A 15,922-nucleotide genomic window follows, 5' to 3' on the forward strand; every position below is an offset into this window, starting at 1 on the left:
GGCTCCGCAGCGCAGGAGATTCGAGAGATCCTGCAAAAAGGAGAATGATAGGGATGCAAAAAAGGAAAACGCTCGTCTTTCCTATACTGTGCCTTGCGGCAATACTGGCACTTGGCGCCTGTGCGGATGAAAACAATGAATGGATCATCTACGGGGATCACAAGAATGTGAATGATATCTCGAGAGATTACCTGATCAACTGCCTCGACGACCGGGGGATCGAATTCAAACTGGATACAGAAAAAAATATACTGATTCAGCAGCGTGATACTGGAATGGCTGCTGCGTCGTGTTCTTGATGATCGGCCTGCAGCTCCTGAAGATATCGGGAGCTGCAGGTTTTTTTGCTGGAAAGTGAATCGGAAACGCAATGGCTTCCGTCTATAGAACAGAAGGCAGGTGATCATGGCTTGGATAGCAGAACGATTGAACAGGTGATCGGGGAGTATAGTGATTATTTGCTTCGCGTCGCCTTTGTGTACGTGAAGAACCAGAATACCGCAGAAGATATCGTACAGGATGTCTTCATCCGATTTTATCAGCATGGGGATCAGTTCCGGAACGGCAGTTCGCTGAAAACGTACCTCGTGCGCATGACAGTGAACCGCAGCCACGATCACCTGCGGAGCTTTGCTCATACACGGATGATACTGACGGATCGTCTGGTGAGCTTAGGAAGGCAGCGCAGTCCGGAAACAATTACTATGGATAAAGAAGTTTCCCAGGATGTGCTGAGTGCATTGCTTGCTTTGAAAACACAGTATCGTGAAGTGCTTGCGCTGTATTACTATGACGATTGGTCGACTGTTGAAATCGCTGAGATCCTGGGCTGCCCGGAAGCGACCGTGCGGACACGGCTGCAGCGGGCACGCCGTCAGCTGAAAGACAAACTGGAACAACAGGAGGGATTCTCGCATGGATTCGATTGAACAGCGGCTCAAGGAGCAATTGGAGACAATCACTTTCTCGGACGATGACCGGAAGCGGATGATCCGGCGCGTAAAGGAGGAGGCGCCCAAAAAGCGGGTCTCTTATGTCTGGCGCTATCGGACAGTCCTCGTGGCAGCCATCCTTCTGGCGGTTGTGCTGGCAGGAATCGGCCTGCAGTCTCCCTCATCTCCGAAATCCCATCAAGCTGCCGGGAGTACCACGGAACAGCTTATTCAGCTGCTCGGCTATGATTCTGTCAAGACTGTCTTGCTCGTGCTCCTATTCGTAAGTGTGTATGCACTTCTGAAATGGAACCTGAAGAAGCAGAGGCAAGGACTGCCGGTCTGTCCGAATTGCGGGACAGTATGGAGCCGCAGGCTGGCATTGAAGAAATTTTGGAGAGGGAAAAAAGTGGACTGCCCACATTGCGGCACAGCCAATTACCAGACGAAGAAATCGCGGTGGAAGACAGCTCTGTTCAATCTGTTCATCCCGCTGCTGATTCCGGTATCCAATCTGTTTGACGCCAGTTTGTATGGAACGCTGGTATTCCTCGGGCTGTACTTCATCTTCATGACTGTATTGATTCCTTATTATGTCGACCTGCAGCTCGATGATCCCGACAAAGAGCCTCTCTGGTGACGTGTTTGACCGGAAAGAAAGAGGAGAATACAAGGAGTATGTTGAAATACCTGAACAGCAGGACTGCGAGAGGGAGGCAGATACCATGAAATTGGCGGAAGCGCTCATTGAGCGTGCGGATTACCAGAAACGGATCGAGCAGCTGAAAAAACGGATCCATATGAATCTGAGAGTGCAGGAAGGCGACGAGCCAGCCGAAGACCCATCAGCGATGCTGGCGGAACTGGCGGAGATCCGGCAGGCGCTGACCGGCCTCATCAAGCGCATCAATCGGACGAACTGCCAAGTCCGGTATGACGGAGAACGGACGCTTGCCGATGCCCTGACGGAACGCGATCAGCTGTACGATCAGCGGCAGCTGCTGGCGAAAGTGGTGGAAGAGGCCTCCCAGCACATCGACCGCTACAGTCAGTCGGAAATCCGGATCGTCAGCACGGTCGATGTGAGGGCGCTCCAGAAGCAGGCCGATCAGCTGTCGAAAGCATTCCGGGAAATGGATACGCAGATCCAGGGGATGAACTGGACGATCGACCTTCAGCAATGACGAACAACAGTCGGTAGCCGCCGATTGCAAAGGCGAGTGCGGACCCGCCAGCAGGGAAAGCTGGATTTACGAAAAGCAGCGGGGCCTGCTTTGCGGCTTAAACCGCAGACAGCTGATGCCCAGTACTGTCACAACCGTACAAGTAGACTGTCATTGTCACTACCGTGCACTGATTTGCATCGGCCGCGAGGGTGGGCCGGGGGACTGTCACATATAAAAAGCATCCGCTTCTTTCTGCGGATGCTTTTTCGATCGTCAGGTGGTGGCCGGGAATATGATCATGATCAGGGAAATCATGAAGATGATATACAGGACCATGAAAAAGCCGAGTATAATCGCGATAGTACCGAACCCTTTCCAGGCAGAGAAGCGATGGACGATCCCGATTCCTTTTGACAAGATGACCATGCCGTAGATCGAAAGCCCGATGAAGACGAACATGAGGAGCGGACCGAGGAACACGGCGGCGACCACGAAGGAAGCGGCAAATGCCGAGTCGTTCAGCCGGATGATGATGAAACAGATGACGAGCAGCACGGAAAACGGCAGCGCCCATACAATGGGCAGTGACCCGAGCGGTATGATGGCGAGCATCTCCTTGTAAGTGCCTTTCCCGCCCAGCCACTTGCCCACCCATGTATACAGCCCGGCACCGATGAACCAGCCCGCCGCCGTCGACACCAACACTCCGAAATAGGCGATGAACAGCACCCCTGCTATCGGAAAATCCTCCATGAACAGGAACTGCATGGCGGAAAACGGTGCAGTCGTGACGGCTGCAAGCGCCAGGATCAGTAAACTGTAAGTGAGTTTTTTATGTGCTAATACATAATGGATGGTCTCTGTCGGACGTCCCCAAATCGATAATAATGGATTCAATGAGATTCTCCTTCCCCAACTGTACATAGTAAGTGTACAGTGCTGGGAGAAAGAAAGATTCGATTATCGCCAGTTCGAGTCTAAAGTCCTGCTTCCCTGAAATGAGACTGAGGCATGTGTGCGCGAATAAAGAAGTCTGTCCGGTAATGGCAGCCTTCAGGATCCGTCAATTTTTGTTCGATTGCTGGGTTTTGTCATGATTGGTCTTGTTGTTCTTGTTCTTCACTTTCGCGTCGAACTCAGGAGCGAATTCCGTGTCCGCGTTATCGAGCGGATTGTTGCTGTTGGAAGCCGTGGCATCCAAGTCTTTGTTCTGATACGCATCAAATGGATTATGGGTCCGTTCATTCATCGTCTTCGGATTGTTTTTGCTGCCCATGTGTTCATCACCTCCTGCTGTCAGGATGGATGAAAGTGTATGGAACTATACAGGAAGGACGGAAGTACATGGTACACTGTAGGGAAAGAACTGAAAAAACAGGTAATGAAAAGAGCAGGGGGAGAAACTATGCAGCTTGTCAGACCGTCCATGGAATGGAAGGAAGAACACGAAGCTTATATGAACGAGTGGGACGATGCACGGATGACACCGAGCATCTTCCAGCTTCAAGCGGATGTATCCTATGAAGACTATTTACAGCACTTGGCATTCCGGGAGTCGGGAGCAGGCAGATGGCTGCCGAGCACAAGCTGCTTCTATATCGATGACGACAGACGGATCGTCGGGATGATCGACATCCGTCATGAACTGGACGAGCATATGCTGCAGGTAGGCGGCCATGTCGGCTATGGCGTGCGGCCGTCCGAGAGGAAGAAAGGGTATGCGACCCGCATGCTTGCGGAAGCATTGAAGAAGACGGACGCCCTCGGCATCCAGCGTGTCCTTGTGACATGCAACTCGGACAACGAGGGCTCTGCGAAAGTCATTTTGAACAATGGCGGAGCCGAAGACGAAAGTTTCACGGAAGACGACGGCACGGTCGTCCGTCGATTCTGGATCGACCGGCTGTTCGGCAGCTGATCCAATAGAAGGAGGAGCGGAGAACGATGTACGATCCGACGATATTCGATAACTTGAAAGTGGCGCTGGAAAACCAGCTGTATGATTATGAGACGATTGAGAACCTGATCATTATTGAGGATCGCAAGGACACTATGGACTTTGCGAAACTGGCGCGTGAATTCGGACTGGCATTTACACTCGCGGGGAAACCGGAAGTGAAATCCGAAGTCATCTTGCGCGCAGGCGTACAGGATCTGGCAGGGGAGATTATGGAACTGCCGAACGCCCAGCCGGCGTGCACACTGGCGCTTCGTTTCATAGTGGCCTGCGAAGATCCCGGCAGCGAGTGCCCTGCGGTTGCGCAGGTGCTCAATTCAATATGGGAAGGCGAAATCACACTCAGTCAGACGATCAGCTATACATACGGAGAACAGGGCAGCAGCCTGCTGAACACGATCGATGCAGTATTCGAGAAACGGCTGACCGAAGAGAACATGAACGAACTGCCGGTATTCCTGCAGCACGTCATGGATACGCTCCATGTGCTGAACCGTCTGCAGGAGGGGGCCTGATCGTGAACGGAATGATTTATATGGTGGAAGATGATCATGCGATTTTCGACGCAGTGAAGGAGCACTTGGAACAGTGGTCGTACCGGGTGGCGGGACCTGACTCCTTCCACGATGTGATGTCCGGCTTCACTGCCGCCGAGCCGCAGCTTGTCATCATGGATATCCAGCTGCCGGCCTATGATGGGTTCCATTGGTGCCGGGAAATCCGTTCCGTATCGAAAGTGCCGATCATCTTCCTTTCTTCACGCGATCATCCGATGGATATCGTTATGGCGATGAATATGGGAGGCGATGACTATGTCCAGAAACCGTTTCATATGGACGTGCTGCTAGCTAAGATCCAAGCGGCCATGCGGAGAGCCTATTCTTATAGCGAGACGGAAGACCAGTCGGATATACTTTCCTGGAACGGCGCCAGTATCGATCTGAAGAAAGGAATGATCGAATCCGGCAGCCGGGAAATCGAACTGACGAAAAACGAACTTTATATTTTAGCTTTGCTCGTCAAGTCTTCAGACAAAATCGTATCCCGTGATGAACTGATCCGGAAACTCTGGGATGATGAGCGGTTCGTCAACGATAATACGCTGACAGTCAACATCACCCGCCTTCGGCAGAAACTTGGCGAACTTGGCCTGGGGGAAGCGATTGTCACGAAAAAAGGAATGGGGTATATGGCGGTCACGCTGAAAGGTGAGGCGGAATGCTGAGGGAGTACATTGCAGACCGGATCAGCTGGATCGGATTGTATGCCGCCGCACTGCTGCTGACAGACCTTCTGCTGTTTCTTGACGCAGGGCTCCCCGTGCGCATGATTTCCGTCTTGTACTTGAATGGTCTGCTCTTCGTCGTATTCATCGCATTTTTCGGTTGGCGGTACCGGAAGGAGACCGCTTATTACCGGGAGCTGCAGGCACTGGCGGAAGATCTGCCCGGCGACTGGCTGGAAGCGCTCCCGGCGGCGGAATTCAACCAGCAGTCTGTAGTGACCGGGCTGCTGGCGGAGATCGACCGCTCTTTGCGCATTCAGCTGACCGACTTGCAGGAGGCGGTCAGCATTGAGCAAACTGATACGGCTGCCTGGGTGCACGAAGTGAAAGCACCATTGACAGCGATGAAGCTCGTCATTGACACTAACCGGACAGAACCTGCTATCCAAAAGATCGAATCGGCATGGCTCAGGATCCATCTGCTTATCGACCAGCAGCTGTACATATCACGGCTGCCTTCTCTTGAAGCGGATTATACAGTGGGAGATACGGATGTGATCCGACTGGCAGCAGAAGAAGTCCGTTATCTGATGCCTTGGTGTCTGGAGCGCAACATCGCGGTTGACATCAGTGAGTCACCTGTCCAGACTGTCACGGATCAGAAATGGTGCCGGTTCATCATCCGTCAGCTGTTGACGAACGCCGTCAAATACAGTCCTGCCGGAGGTGTGATCACGATTGAAACCGGGCGCGATACCGCTGGCCGTCTGACGCTGAGTGTGCTGGATGAAGGTCCGGGCATCCCGGCGCACGAACAGCCCCGGATTTTCGACAAGGGGTTCACGGGCAGTGCCGGCCGTATCCATAATGCCGCCACAGGCCTTGGCCTGTTCCTGGCGAGCCGGGCTGCCGGGAAAATCGGGGTCGGACTGCGAAGCGGAAACAGGGAACGAGGCGGTACTGAAATGATGATGATCTTTCCTGCTGAAAACGAATTCGATGCAACCCGAATGTGACGAACTTGTAAGGTTGGATGGCAAATTGTCATCCGAATCGAACGACTCCGCTGTTTGTCTGACGTAAAGTGGACGTATAAGAAAACAGGGAGGCAATACTATGACACACTCACATACCATGCTTCAGGCGGAGTCCCTCCGGAAATCATTCGGAGTCCGCAAACAGGTGCAGCAAGTACTGAAAGGGATCGATTTGCGTGTAATGGAAGGGGAGTTTGTCGGCATCATGGGACCGTCGGGCGCCGGAAAAACCACTCTCCTGAATGTGCTGGCAACCATCGACCGGCCGACGGAAGGAGCCATAACGATCGACAGTGCACCTGTTTCATCCATGAATGACCGCAAGCTCGCCCAGTTCAGGCGTGACCAGCTCGGGTTCATCTTCCAGGATTATAATCTGCTCGATACGCTGACCGTGAAAGAAAATATCCTTTTGCCCATCTCGGTAGGAAAAGTTAAGCGGGCTGCAGCGGAAGAACAGTTCAAATCGATTGCCCGCATCCTCGGAATTTTGGATTTGGCGGATAAATATCCGTTTGAGATTTCAGGAGGTCAAAAACAAAGGACCTCTGCTGCACGCGCACTCATCAATGAGCCGTCCATCGTCTTCGCAGATGAGCCGACGGGTGCTTTGGATTCGAAATCGGCGGCTTCGCTGCTGGGTACGCTCGAACAGGTGAACCGGGAACGGAAGGTGACGATCATGATGGTGACACATGATCCAGCCGCATCGAGCTACTGCAGCCGGGTCGTCTTCCTGAAAGACGGTAAAGTGTACTCGGAGTTGTATCGGGGAGACCGGACGCGCCAGCAGTTTTTCCAGGAAATCCTGAAAGTCCAGGGAATCCTCGGGGGTGACACTGTTGACGCTCTTTGACCTTGTCCTCCGCAGTATGAGGAAAAATCTGAAGCATTATTATCTGTACTTTTTCGCTTTGATCGTCAGCGTGGTGCTCTATTTCGTTTTCGCTTCCTTGCAGCATGACCAGATGGTGGCAGCCGAGGTTTCGGGTTCCCTTAAGATGTCATCGGCGTTCAAGGCCGCCGGCATCCTGCTGCTATGCATCGCTGGTGTATTTGTTCTCTATGCGAACAGTATTTTCTTGAAGCGCAGAAGCCGGGAAGTCGGTCTCTATCAGCTGGTCGGCCTGTCAAAGTTTACTGTCAGCCGGATGCTGGTCGCCGAAAACCTGATTCTCGGAACGGGAGCGCTCGCTATCGGGATTGGTGCCGGATTGCTCGTATCCAGGGTCTTTCTCCTGCTGCTGATGCGGCTGGTCGGACTGGAAGGGATTCTGTCCCTGTCGTTTTCCGGAGCCGCCGTCGCTCAGACTGTCCTGGTTTTCCTCGTACTGCTGCTGCTGACTTCCCTGCAGATGATATGGGCTGTCAGACGGAGCACACTGATCGCCCTGTTCAAAGGAGACCGAACCGGAGAGAACATAAAAAAACCGAAGACGGCTGTATCTGCCATACTCGCAATCGCCGGCATCGCCCTTATCTCATTTGGTTACTGGCTGTCCGGCCGGATGCTCAATGCCATGCTGTTCGTCAACATGCTTTTGGTGCTCGGTTCTGTCATCCTCGGTACGTATCTGCTGTTCCGTGTGACAATCGGCTGGGTGCTTTACCAAATACGTAAAGGGAAGAATGGTCATCTTGGAGTAGCCGACAGTCTGTCGATTGCGCCGCTCATGCACCGTATGAAATCGAACGCAAACTCGCTGACTATCATCACCGTCCTGTCCGCCATGACACTGACAATGCTGGCCTCGTCGTATTCGTCCTACTATTCTGCGGAGAAAGAGACCCGGCTTCTGCAACCATACGATTACATGTATGACAACGACGAGGCGGCGGCGAAACAATTTGAAACGGAACTTGAACGCGCTGGCATTCCATACCGTTCCTCCGTAATTGAAGGATTGTATGTCGATGGGGAATACGAGAAATCATTGAACGCGACATTCCTGGATAAGGAGGTATCCCTGCGTGTCGTGAATGCTGAGCAGATGGAGGAGTCCGGTCATCCGGTCCGCATCAGCGGCCGGCAATCGGGAACGGTACTTGACGGACCGGTCTACTGGCTGCTGAAGAACACGGAAGTGCCTGTTGGGCTGACAATTCAGCCGGACGGTGCGCGAGAGGGCATACAAGTTGAAAAGTTTGCGGAAGGGAATGCGTTCAACACGTACGATTTCCAGCAAACTTTAGTGGTCAGCGCCGAGAAATTCAAGATGATCAAGTCCTCTGTACTCAGCGGAAATCCGGAGGCACTTAAAAGAGCCTATGTATTCACGATCAATAGTGAGTCAGATCTGGAAGAAGCATATGCACTCTATGGGAAGATTCCAAGCGAAGGCAAAAGAGATGATTATTACTCCGCTTACCAGCAATCCCTGCAATCGACCGGTGTACTGATCTTCATTGCCGGGTTCCTCGGATTGGTATTCCTCATTTCGACTGGCAGTATCCTATACTTCAAGCAGATGACGGAAGCGGAACAGGAGAAAGCGAGCTATACAACGTTGCGGCAGCTTGGATTCAGCATCCCGGAAATCATGAAAGGGATCATGAAGAAACAGCTCTTCGTCTTCGGGCTTCCGCTCGCCATCGGTCTGCTGCATTCCATCTTCGCTGTAAAGTCCGCTTCGTTCATCTTCATGTCGGACATCCGGATCCCGACGATGATTGCGATGGGCGTGTACGTCGCCATCTATCTCGTCTTTGCTATCCTGACAGTCGGTTATTACAGGAAGACGATGAAGACCGCGTTATGAACGGCAACCTCCGTATGTAAGGCTTCCGGGTCTTACTAGACAGGATTGACCGGCCGCCTGAGTGGGAATGGACTAGGGAATGGAGTGATTCGATGTCAGCTGAACTTATTGAAGCAGCGAAAGCGGAAGATACAGAAAAAGTTAAGGAATTGATCGGCCGCAGCGTCCCTTTGGATGAGCAGGACAGCGACGGCAGGACCGCGCTGATGATTGCGACATATAATCACGATGCACCGACAGTGAAAGCGCTGCTTGACGCGGGCGCAGACGTCGACATACAGGATAACCTGCAGAACAACTGCTTCCTGTATGCCGGCGCGGAAGGGTTCATCGATATCGTGCGGCTTGCTTATGAGGCTGGCGCAGATACGTCGATCACCAACCGGTACGGCGGAGTGGCTGTGATTCCGGCATCCGAGCGCGGACACGTCGAGATGGTGGATGTGCTGCTGACCGAAACAGACGTCGACGTGAACCATGTGAACCGGCTCGGATGGACGGCGCTTTTGGAAGCCGTGGTTCTCGGGGATGGCGGAATCCCGCAGCAGGAAATCGTCAAGCTTCTCCTGAAGCACGGCGCCGATCAGTCCATAACGGATAACGATGGCAAGACGCCGCTTCAGCATGCGAAAGACAAAGGATTCCTGGAGATTGCGGACATCCTCGAAGCGGCCGGATAATCCACAAGTAAGCCCGATGTTTTTGGTGATCCCAAAACATCGGGTTTATTTTCCATTCGGCCCTTGCATTACGAGGGTGTCTGCAGTATTCTGGAAGTAGACAGACCCTTGCAATGCGAGGTGGTGAAATAATCTTCTGGAACGAGGTGGTTGCATGGATCAGGAAATGATGAAAGGCAGTGTGGACCTGCTCATCCTGTCACTGATTTCACGCCGGGATATGTACGGGTATGAAATCGTCAAAGTGCTGAAGGATCTGAGTGATGACACGTATGAAATGAGTGAAGGAACGCTGTATGCCGCATTGAAACGGCTCGAGAAAAAGGCGTGGGTGGCGTCCTATTGGCAGCAGACGGACAGCGGCAGACGGAAATATTACCGACTTACAGACGAAGGGATGAAAGCCCAGGCTGTGAAGAAAGAGAACTGGGACTGGATGAACGAACTCGTCCATAAAAGTTCGGAAGGTCTCACATGAATGCGTCATTCGAGCGGTTCGTGGACAGTGTTGTCCAGGAAACCGACTGCAGCCGCGATGAACGCGAAGACTTGTGCGAGGAGCTGCTCGTCCACCTGGAATGTGCGGCGGCCGACTACAAACGGAACGGATACAGTGAAAAGGAGGCGGAACAGATGGCGATGACAAGTTTCGGGGATGGCAAGTATGTCGGTAAAACATTGCAGCAGGCGATGTATCCATATCGCCGGCAGATGCTGTTGGTGCTCAGTATTGCATCGCTTCTCATGACATACGGTCTCTATCTGAGCCAGCTGTTCGTCATGGGGGATATGCATTATGGCTGGCTTCTGCTCGGTGTCGTGACAAGTTCCTCCATGCTATTTCTGATACTCCGGCCAGTCGCCTCGCTCAACCGCCGCGCTGTCATGAATACGCTGCTCGTTGTCCATCTGACCGTCATGGGCGCCGGGCTGCTGTTGGCGATGGACCTTGAAAAGCCATATTCGACGGTGTTCCTCATCTATGACGCGATCGTGCTGCTCCTCGGCCTGGTGCTGATTTTCCGGACGACGATCTATGATGTGCCGGCCACGGATATCAATCTCCAGACCGGGACGAAGATTCTCCATTATTACAATCTGTTCATGGGACTGCTGCTCATATGCGGAACGCTCTTCTTCCTATGGGTATATCTGATTTTTGCGTCGGACGGCTACCTGGACCTCTGGAAACTTGGAGTGCCGCTCGTCGTCTGGGGTGCCGTTTACGCACTGCAGCTGACGCTGCTGAAGCGGCATCGGCCGCGGACCGCCTGGGTGATGGCGGCCCTGCAGCTGCTGATGCCGTTCGCCTTGTTTGGCCTATGGATCTTCACTGTCAGGGGAGGTGCCTGATCATGAAAAAGATCACCGTACTGGCCGCAGCAATCATCTTTGCCACAACGACCTGTATTCTGCTCGGTTTCAATTTCCAAGTGGCTGATAATGAAAAACAGCAGGGGCTCACCGGTATCTACGATATCTCGGATAACGGGGCGATCGCATTCGTTACCTACGAAAAAGGGAAGCCGACACTTTACGTAAAGGACGGTAACTTGAAACAAACGTCCCAGCTGCCGTCCGACCGGGCGATCACGGATCTCGTCATCATGCCTGGCGGGAAAACTGTCTATTATGTCAGTTCCGATAAACAATGGAGCAGCACAGTGAAAAGCGAAGTCCATAAAGCGGATACAGCCGCAGGCACCGATGACATCCTGTTCACGGAAGACGCCATCATTACGGAACTGGCACTGGACGGAGAAGAGCCGAATGAGCTGTACTATCTGCAGGCGGATGTCTTCGAGAATTATTCACCGATCGCCGCCGAGCAGCCGCATGATTTCGATATTCACCAATACGATATCAAACAGCAGGAACGCAAAAAGCTGACAGACTTCAAGAAGTACAATATGGCGTCCCTGCAAGTGTCCGGAAAAGAGCATAGCGTCTTTGTGCAGATGGACGACGATTCGGGTGCCGGGACAGCCGATGATGTGTTCGAGACGAAACAGCGGATCTTCCAGATACCGTTGGAGCACCCGGACCAGCCGAAGCTGCTCTTCATGCCGATGCAGATGGACGATGTCTATGACTTCACGCTGATTCCCGACTTGGAGACGGCAGTCTATCAGGCGGTCGCCGGTACAGGAGATGACGGGATCTTCGAATATGAATTGTTCGGCTTCAACTGGAAGACGATGAAAAACGAACAGCTCACCTTTCAGAAAGAGCACGCGGCACGGCCGGTGTACGGGGCAGATGGTAAGTTGTATTACATGATCGACTACAACTTTGCGGGCCGCAAGCCCGATTACTCTCTGTTCCGGATGGATCTTGAAACCGGGGATACTGAGCATGTGCCGCTCAACGAGTAACAAAAAGACGATCCCCCTTTCGCGTAATGACGGAAGGGGGCTATACTTTGTTTGGCAGCAAATGACGTCGCATACATATTGAAAAGAGGGATTTCATGAATCGTCATAAGGAGCAGTTCCATGCACTCTCAGGGGATCTGATCGAATTTAAACCGCTGGAGATGAAGGATGTACCGGCTGTCCACGCATTCGCCTCCGACCCAGCGGTCTCGCGGTTCATCGGCTGGAAACAGATGGGAAGTATCGAAGAGACCGAAGAACACGTTCAGACACTTATCGGGCGTGAAGTGGAAGGCACCCATCTGTATTCATCCATTATTAGGAAATCGAGTCAGACTGTTATTGGGACGGTCATACTCTTCAACTTCGACGATGAAGCGAACCAGGCCGAGATCGGCTATGTCATCGGACAGTCCAGCTGGGGCAACGGCTTCGGAACGGAACTGGCTGCCCTGGTCAGCGGGTTCGGCTTCCGCACGCTGGGACTCCATAAGCTGCGGGCGGAAGTTGTGGACGCAAACATTGGTTCACTGCGCATTCTCGCGAAGAACGGTTACGAACAGGAAGGCAGGCTCCGGGATCACTATTTCATCGAAGGCTGTTATCATGACGCCATCATGCTCGGCAGGATCACCCCTATTCCGGGGAAATGAGGCAGAAGCCCTGGGCCTCCAACGGCAAATTCAAATAGTCCATTGTCACCTAACCGGCTCAATGGTAATCTTGAGGAAACGACTGTACGGTATAAGACGGGAGAGATGGTTCGGATGAATTTGCAAAATAGACTATTCCTTCTGACAGGAGCAGCATCACTGGTTTTTGCATACTGCATCTATTTGACTGATCTGTTTGCGCTCGGTGATGCGCATATGGCCTGGCTCGTCTTTGTCTCCGCGGTATCAGCCGTCTTGATGTACAAGGGCATGGGAGCCGCTGATCGTTCATCCCGCCGGGCTGCACTTGTGCTGCTGGTGCTTCTGGCGGCTGGCGGTTCCGCCTATGGCATCTGGCTTGCCGTGCTGTCCGGGTACGCATTCGTGGTCCAGCTGACCGGCTGGCTTGCCATGACCTTCGCAGCGGCCGCCCTCTGTTCGGTCCTGGCTGCAGACCGGCGGGAAGGCCGGTTCCTCCATGTCGTCAACATAGTGTTCGGCTTCCTGCTGACCGCTGGTACAGCCCGGCTGCTGTATGAGTATTACTTGTTCAGTGAGGACGGCCGGGGTGCAGTCTGGCTGCTTGGGATCCCGCTGGCATTATTTGCTGCCCTCTACAGCGGGCAGGCGTTGCTGGGCGGGAGACAAAACCGGCTGCTCCGTCTCGGGCTTGGTATCGTGCAGCTCCTTCTGCCGCTCGTCCTCTACTTCTTGTGGCGCACGATCACAGCCGGGGAGGGATGGATATGAAGAAACGGTTCGCCATGCTGGTGGTCGTTGCCGCGATGACCGGGGCATGTCTGTTTCTTGGATACATGTACCGTGTCCCGGCTGCGGAAAAGGAACAGGGGCTAACCGGGCAGTTCGATGTCTCGGCAGATGGCATCATCGCCTACACTGCGTACGAAAAAGGGAAACCGACGCTGTATGTGAAGACGGAGAACAGCAGGCAGATCGTCCAGCTGCCTGACGACCGGTCGATACTGGATCTGGCTATCACACCGGATGCCGAAGCTGTGTATTACATCGTTTCCGATGAAGAACTTGGAGAAAACAGTACAAGCACACTGTTTAAATCGGATTTGGGGAGCGGGCAGAGCGAAGAGGTTTTCACTGTTCCGGACATCATAACGGAATTGATGGCCGACCCTAAATCACCGGATCACTTATTCTATCTGCAGGCTGAAAAGTTCTCCGGCTATTCCCCGGGAGCAAGCCTGTTTCCATACGACTTCGATATCCATCGATACGATATGCAGAGCGGCCGGCGTGAGCGGCTGACAGATATGTCGCAGCAGAGCATGTCTTCGCTCCAGGTGTCCGGTGATGAAAACGCCGTCTATGTCCAGATGGACGAGGAAGAAGGGATGGCGGCCGATGGGGAACTGTCCGTGAAAGGGAGGATCTTCAAAATCCCGATCGATCGGCCGGACCGCAAACTGATCATCAGCATACCGGAAGACACCTCCGATCTGTATGATTTCGTACTGGTCCCCGACCGGGCGGAACTCATCTACCAGGCAATTGCCGGCACGGGTGAGGACGGCATGCTGGAGTACGAACTGTTCTCCTACAACTGGGACACACAGGAGATCCGGCAGCTGACCCGACTCCATGCCTACGCCGGTTCCCCGATCCAGGGGGCGGATGGAGCCGTCTATTTCATGGTCGACCGTGCGTTCGGCGAGATGTATTCCGATCAGGCGCTATTCCGGATGGAGCCTGACGGAACAGCTCTTGAGGAAATGTCACTGGATCGGAAATGAAAAAAAGCTGAGACCGCGGGAAAGTTCCCGGCAGTCGCAGCTTTTTTATTGGTCTGCGGCAGTCTCTATCGGAAGTGAAACTGCAGGTTCCGAAACGGACTTAAGGACGGACGCCCGCAGCAGCACGAAAACCGTTAAGATGAGCAGTATACTCGATCCGAATAGAATCCACGGGGCAGGAAGGACATCATACAGGAAGCCGAACAGCACCATCCCGAGCGGCATGAGCGCCATCGCCATCGTTTCAAGAATGGAGAATACACGGCCTTTGTAGTCGTCTTCAATCAGTTTCATCATGTATACCTGTAGAGGCGTGTTGATGAGCGGGATGACCGAGCCGGAGATGAGCGCGAGTATAGCGTAGTATCCGAACATTCCGCCATAAGGGAGCAGGATGAGAAGCGGCAGTGCCAGCAGGCTCATCTGGATGCCGAGACCGAGAATTCCCCATTTCGAAACAAGCAGAGGGGACTTGAACGGCTTCCGGGCTGCCAAATACACGGACATAAGAAGTGCGCCCACCGCAGTGGCGCCTTCGATCAGACCGAAATGCTCCGGCAGGATCTTCAGCTTTTCGATGAGGATGAACGAATAGCCGACACTGACTGCACCGAACAGGAAGTTGACGAGCAGTGCGACCCAGATCATTGCCATCAGGAGCGGCTGCAGACGGGCGTAGGCGACCCCCGCTTTCATGCTGTCAAGCATCTTCTCCTTCGGTGCACCTTCCGCTTTTTCCGCCCTGACGGCGAACAATGTGAAATCCATCGTCGACTCGAGCAGCACGGCAAGAAGGGAGGCGCCGGCATAGAGCATGAGGAAAACAGGCATATCGACGAATCCATACAGCAGACCGCCGACCGCCGGACTTGCGATGGCCGACAGGGAGATGGACATCTGGTTCATGGACATAGCGCGCTGCACGCGGTCTTCATCGACAAGACCTGTGATGGATGACGTGAACGCCACACCCGAGAAAGTGGAGGCGATCGACAGCACGACCGTCGTTCCGTAAATCGCCGGCAGGGATAATCCGTAGAGGATACTAATCCCCATCAGGACAATGATAGCCGCGGTGGAGACGACCTGGGCGGTGATGACCACCCGCTTGCGTGAATACGTATCGGCGACATATCCCGCGAACGGTCCGAGCAGCGTACGCGGCAGGATACTGCAGATGAGATTGGCGGCAAAGCTGGTTGCAGAGCCGGTCAGCTGCAAAATATAGAAACTGATGGCAAACGAGTAGATCTGCGCGCCGAACGAGCCGATCAGCTTGCTCGCTGTGAACGTCCAAAGATGATAGGTGGCGCGTCTCAGTTTGACGGAGGTGCCGTCCATAATTCCCACTCCATTCTGAAAGTTTAATTGA

Annotated in this window: 20 protein-coding genes; 17 read left to right on the forward strand and 3 right to left on the reverse strand. The window is 53.4% G+C overall.

What is annotated here, in order from left to right; genetic code table 11:
- The first annotated feature begins 53 nt into the window (after positions 1 to 53).
- The 4 genes from QWT68_RS00820 to QWT68_RS00835 all read left to right on the forward strand — a co-directional run bounded on the left by QWT68_RS00820 (position 54) and on the right by QWT68_RS00835 (position 2,116).
- A complete protein-coding gene (locus tag QWT68_RS00820; RefSeq protein ID WP_040285883.1) occupies positions 54 to 299 on the forward strand; it encodes a hypothetical protein in 246 nt (81 codons plus the stop codon).
- A gap of 111 nt (positions 300 to 410) precedes the next feature.
- Positions 411 to 929, forward strand: a complete 519-nt coding sequence (locus QWT68_RS00825) for an RNA polymerase sigma factor (RefSeq protein ID WP_290149077.1) — start codon at positions 411 to 413, stop codon at positions 927 to 929.
- A complete protein-coding gene (locus tag QWT68_RS00830; RefSeq protein WP_052461693.1) occupies positions 916 to 1,572 on the forward strand; it encodes a TIGR04104 family putative zinc finger protein in 657 nt (218 codons plus the stop codon). Before QWT68_RS00825 ends, QWT68_RS00830 begins: the two co-directional genes overlap by 14 nt.
- 85 nt (positions 1,573 to 1,657) lie before the next feature.
- Positions 1,658 to 2,116, forward strand: coding sequence for a DIP1984 family protein (locus QWT68_RS00835; protein WP_040285882.1), 459 nt, complete (start codon positions 1,658 to 1,660; stop codon positions 2,114 to 2,116).
- Between the two features lie 255 nt (positions 2,117 to 2,371).
- Here the strand turns inward: QWT68_RS00835 and QWT68_RS00840 are convergent, their stop codons facing one another.
- Positions 2,372 to 2,995 carry a Yip1 family protein gene (locus QWT68_RS00840; protein ID WP_040285881.1) on the reverse strand — a complete coding sequence of 208 codons (624 nt, stop codon included), beginning with the start codon at positions 2,993 to 2,995 and terminating at the stop codon, positions 2,372 to 2,374.
- A 166-nt stretch (positions 2,996 to 3,161) separates the two neighbouring features.
- The gene (locus tag QWT68_RS00845; protein WP_040285880.1) at positions 3,162 to 3,374 is read right to left on the reverse strand and encodes a hypothetical protein; all 213 of its coding nucleotides are present in this window, start codon (positions 3,372 to 3,374) and stop codon (positions 3,162 to 3,164) included.
- A gap of 129 nt (positions 3,375 to 3,503) precedes the next feature.
- Between QWT68_RS00845 and QWT68_RS00850 the strand changes: the two genes are divergently transcribed.
- The 13 genes from QWT68_RS00850 to QWT68_RS00910 all read left to right on the forward strand — a co-directional run bounded on the left by QWT68_RS00850 (position 3,504) and on the right by QWT68_RS00910 (position 14,550).
- A complete protein-coding gene (locus QWT68_RS00850; protein WP_040285879.1) occupies positions 3,504 to 4,016 on the forward strand; it encodes a GNAT family N-acetyltransferase in 513 nt (170 codons plus the stop codon).
- Positions 4,017 to 4,042: 26 nt separating this feature from the next.
- Entirely contained in the window at positions 4,043 to 4,570 is a 528-nt protein-coding gene (locus tag QWT68_RS00855) for a hypothetical protein (RefSeq protein ID WP_040285878.1), read from the forward strand.
- 11 nt (positions 4,571 to 4,581) lie between these two features.
- The gene (locus QWT68_RS00860; RefSeq protein WP_040286019.1) at positions 4,582 to 5,280 is read left to right on the forward strand and encodes a response regulator transcription factor; all 699 of its coding nucleotides are present in this window, start codon (positions 4,582 to 4,584) and stop codon (positions 5,278 to 5,280) included.
- Positions 5,274 to 6,296 (forward strand): sensor histidine kinase, encoded by a 1,023-nt coding sequence (locus QWT68_RS00865; RefSeq protein WP_040285877.1) that lies wholly within the window; start codon positions 5,274 to 5,276, stop codon positions 6,294 to 6,296. Before QWT68_RS00860 ends, QWT68_RS00865 begins: the two co-directional genes overlap by 7 nt.
- A gap of 100 nt (positions 6,297 to 6,396) precedes the next feature.
- Positions 6,397 to 7,173, forward strand: a complete 777-nt coding sequence (locus tag QWT68_RS00870) for an ABC transporter ATP-binding protein (protein ID WP_040285876.1) — start codon at positions 6,397 to 6,399, stop codon at positions 7,171 to 7,173.
- On the forward strand, positions 7,160 to 9,076 hold the full coding sequence (locus QWT68_RS00875; RefSeq protein WP_290149081.1) for an FtsX-like permease family protein: 1,917 nt from the start codon (positions 7,160 to 7,162) through the stop codon (positions 9,074 to 9,076). The genes QWT68_RS00870 and QWT68_RS00875 overlap by 14 nt, the downstream gene beginning before the upstream one ends.
- 92 nt (positions 9,077 to 9,168) lie before the next feature.
- Positions 9,169 to 9,756: an ankyrin repeat domain-containing protein gene (locus tag QWT68_RS00880; RefSeq protein ID WP_040285874.1), complete on the forward strand. Its 588-nt coding sequence runs from the start codon at positions 9,169 to 9,171 to the stop codon at positions 9,754 to 9,756.
- Positions 9,757 to 9,910: 154 nt separating this feature from the next.
- Positions 9,911 to 10,234, forward strand: a complete 324-nt coding sequence (locus QWT68_RS00885; RefSeq protein ID WP_040285873.1) for a PadR family transcriptional regulator — start codon at positions 9,911 to 9,913, stop codon at positions 10,232 to 10,234.
- Positions 10,231 to 11,109 (forward strand): permease prefix domain 1-containing protein, encoded by an 879-nt coding sequence (locus tag QWT68_RS00890; RefSeq protein WP_052461692.1) that lies wholly within the window; start codon positions 10,231 to 10,233, stop codon positions 11,107 to 11,109. The genes QWT68_RS00885 and QWT68_RS00890 overlap by 4 nt, the downstream gene beginning before the upstream one ends.
- Before the next feature lie 2 nt (positions 11,110 to 11,111).
- Entirely contained in the window at positions 11,112 to 12,131 is a 1,020-nt protein-coding gene (locus tag QWT68_RS00895; RefSeq protein WP_040285872.1) for a TolB-like translocation protein, read from the forward strand.
- Positions 12,132 to 12,226: 95 nt separating this feature from the next.
- Positions 12,227 to 12,784, forward strand: coding sequence for a GNAT family N-acetyltransferase (locus QWT68_RS00900; RefSeq protein ID WP_040285871.1), 558 nt, complete (start codon positions 12,227 to 12,229; stop codon positions 12,782 to 12,784).
- Between the two features lie 114 nt (positions 12,785 to 12,898).
- A complete protein-coding gene (locus QWT68_RS00905) occupies positions 12,899 to 13,534 on the forward strand; it encodes a hypothetical protein (protein ID WP_290149087.1) in 636 nt (211 codons plus the stop codon).
- On the forward strand, positions 13,531 to 14,550 hold the full coding sequence (locus QWT68_RS00910) for a TolB-like translocation protein (protein WP_040285869.1): 1,020 nt from the start codon (positions 13,531 to 13,533) through the stop codon (positions 14,548 to 14,550). Before QWT68_RS00905 ends, QWT68_RS00910 begins: the two co-directional genes overlap by 4 nt.
- A 45-nt stretch (positions 14,551 to 14,595) precedes the next feature.
- Here QWT68_RS00910 and QWT68_RS00915 read toward each other — a convergent pair whose 3' ends face one another.
- Positions 14,596 to 15,891 (reverse strand): MFS transporter, encoded by a 1,296-nt coding sequence (locus QWT68_RS00915; protein WP_290149089.1) that lies wholly within the window; start codon positions 15,889 to 15,891, stop codon positions 14,596 to 14,598.
- Positions 15,892 to 15,922: the final 31 nt, after the last annotated feature.

It is taken from the genome of Sporosarcina trichiuri, from assembly GCF_030406775.1.
Classification (GTDB): domain Bacteria; phylum Bacillota; class Bacilli; order Bacillales_A; family Planococcaceae; genus Sporosarcina; species Sporosarcina trichiuri.

Excerpts from the sequence above, each read along its gene's own strand:
- QWT68_RS00820 (WP_040285883.1), top strand. The coding sequence starts at position 54 with ATGCAAAAAAGGAAAACGCTCGTCTTTCCTATACTGTGCCTTGCGGCA.
- QWT68_RS00830 (WP_052461693.1), top strand. The coding sequence starts at position 916 with ATGGATTCGATTGAACAGCGGCTCAAGGAGCAATTGGAGACAATCACT.
- QWT68_RS00835 (WP_040285882.1), top strand. The coding sequence starts at position 1,658 with ATGAAATTGGCGGAAGCGCTCATTGAGCGTGCGGATTACCAGAAACGG.
- QWT68_RS00845 (WP_040285880.1), bottom strand. The coding sequence starts at position 3,374 with ATGGGCAGCAAAAACAATCCGAAGACGATGAATGAACGGACCCATAAT.
- QWT68_RS00850 (WP_040285879.1), top strand. The coding sequence starts at position 3,504 with ATGCAGCTTGTCAGACCGTCCATGGAATGGAAGGAAGAACACGAAGCT.
- QWT68_RS00855 (WP_040285878.1), top strand. The coding sequence starts at position 4,043 with ATGTACGATCCGACGATATTCGATAACTTGAAAGTGGCGCTGGAAAAC.
- QWT68_RS00860 (WP_040286019.1), top strand. The coding sequence starts at position 4,582 with ATGATTTATATGGTGGAAGATGATCATGCGATTTTCGACGCAGTGAAG.
- QWT68_RS00865 (WP_040285877.1), top strand. The coding sequence starts at position 5,274 with ATGCTGAGGGAGTACATTGCAGACCGGATCAGCTGGATCGGATTGTAT.
- QWT68_RS00870 (WP_040285876.1), top strand. The coding sequence starts at position 6,397 with ATGACACACTCACATACCATGCTTCAGGCGGAGTCCCTCCGGAAATCA.
- QWT68_RS00880 (WP_040285874.1), top strand. The coding sequence starts at position 9,169 with ATGTCAGCTGAACTTATTGAAGCAGCGAAAGCGGAAGATACAGAAAAA.
- QWT68_RS00885 (WP_040285873.1), top strand. The coding sequence starts at position 9,911 with ATGGATCAGGAAATGATGAAAGGCAGTGTGGACCTGCTCATCCTGTCA.
- QWT68_RS00890 (WP_052461692.1), top strand. The coding sequence starts at position 10,231 with ATGAATGCGTCATTCGAGCGGTTCGTGGACAGTGTTGTCCAGGAAACC.
- QWT68_RS00895 (WP_040285872.1), top strand. The coding sequence starts at position 11,112 with ATGAAAAAGATCACCGTACTGGCCGCAGCAATCATCTTTGCCACAACG.
- QWT68_RS00900 (WP_040285871.1), top strand. The coding sequence starts at position 12,227 with ATGAATCGTCATAAGGAGCAGTTCCATGCACTCTCAGGGGATCTGATC.
- QWT68_RS00905 (WP_290149087.1), top strand. The coding sequence starts at position 12,899 with ATGAATTTGCAAAATAGACTATTCCTTCTGACAGGAGCAGCATCACTG.
- QWT68_RS00910 (WP_040285869.1), top strand. The coding sequence starts at position 13,531 with ATGAAGAAACGGTTCGCCATGCTGGTGGTCGTTGCCGCGATGACCGGG.
- QWT68_RS00915 (WP_290149089.1), bottom strand. The coding sequence starts at position 15,891 with ATGGACGGCACCTCCGTCAAACTGAGACGCGCCACCTATCATCTTTGG.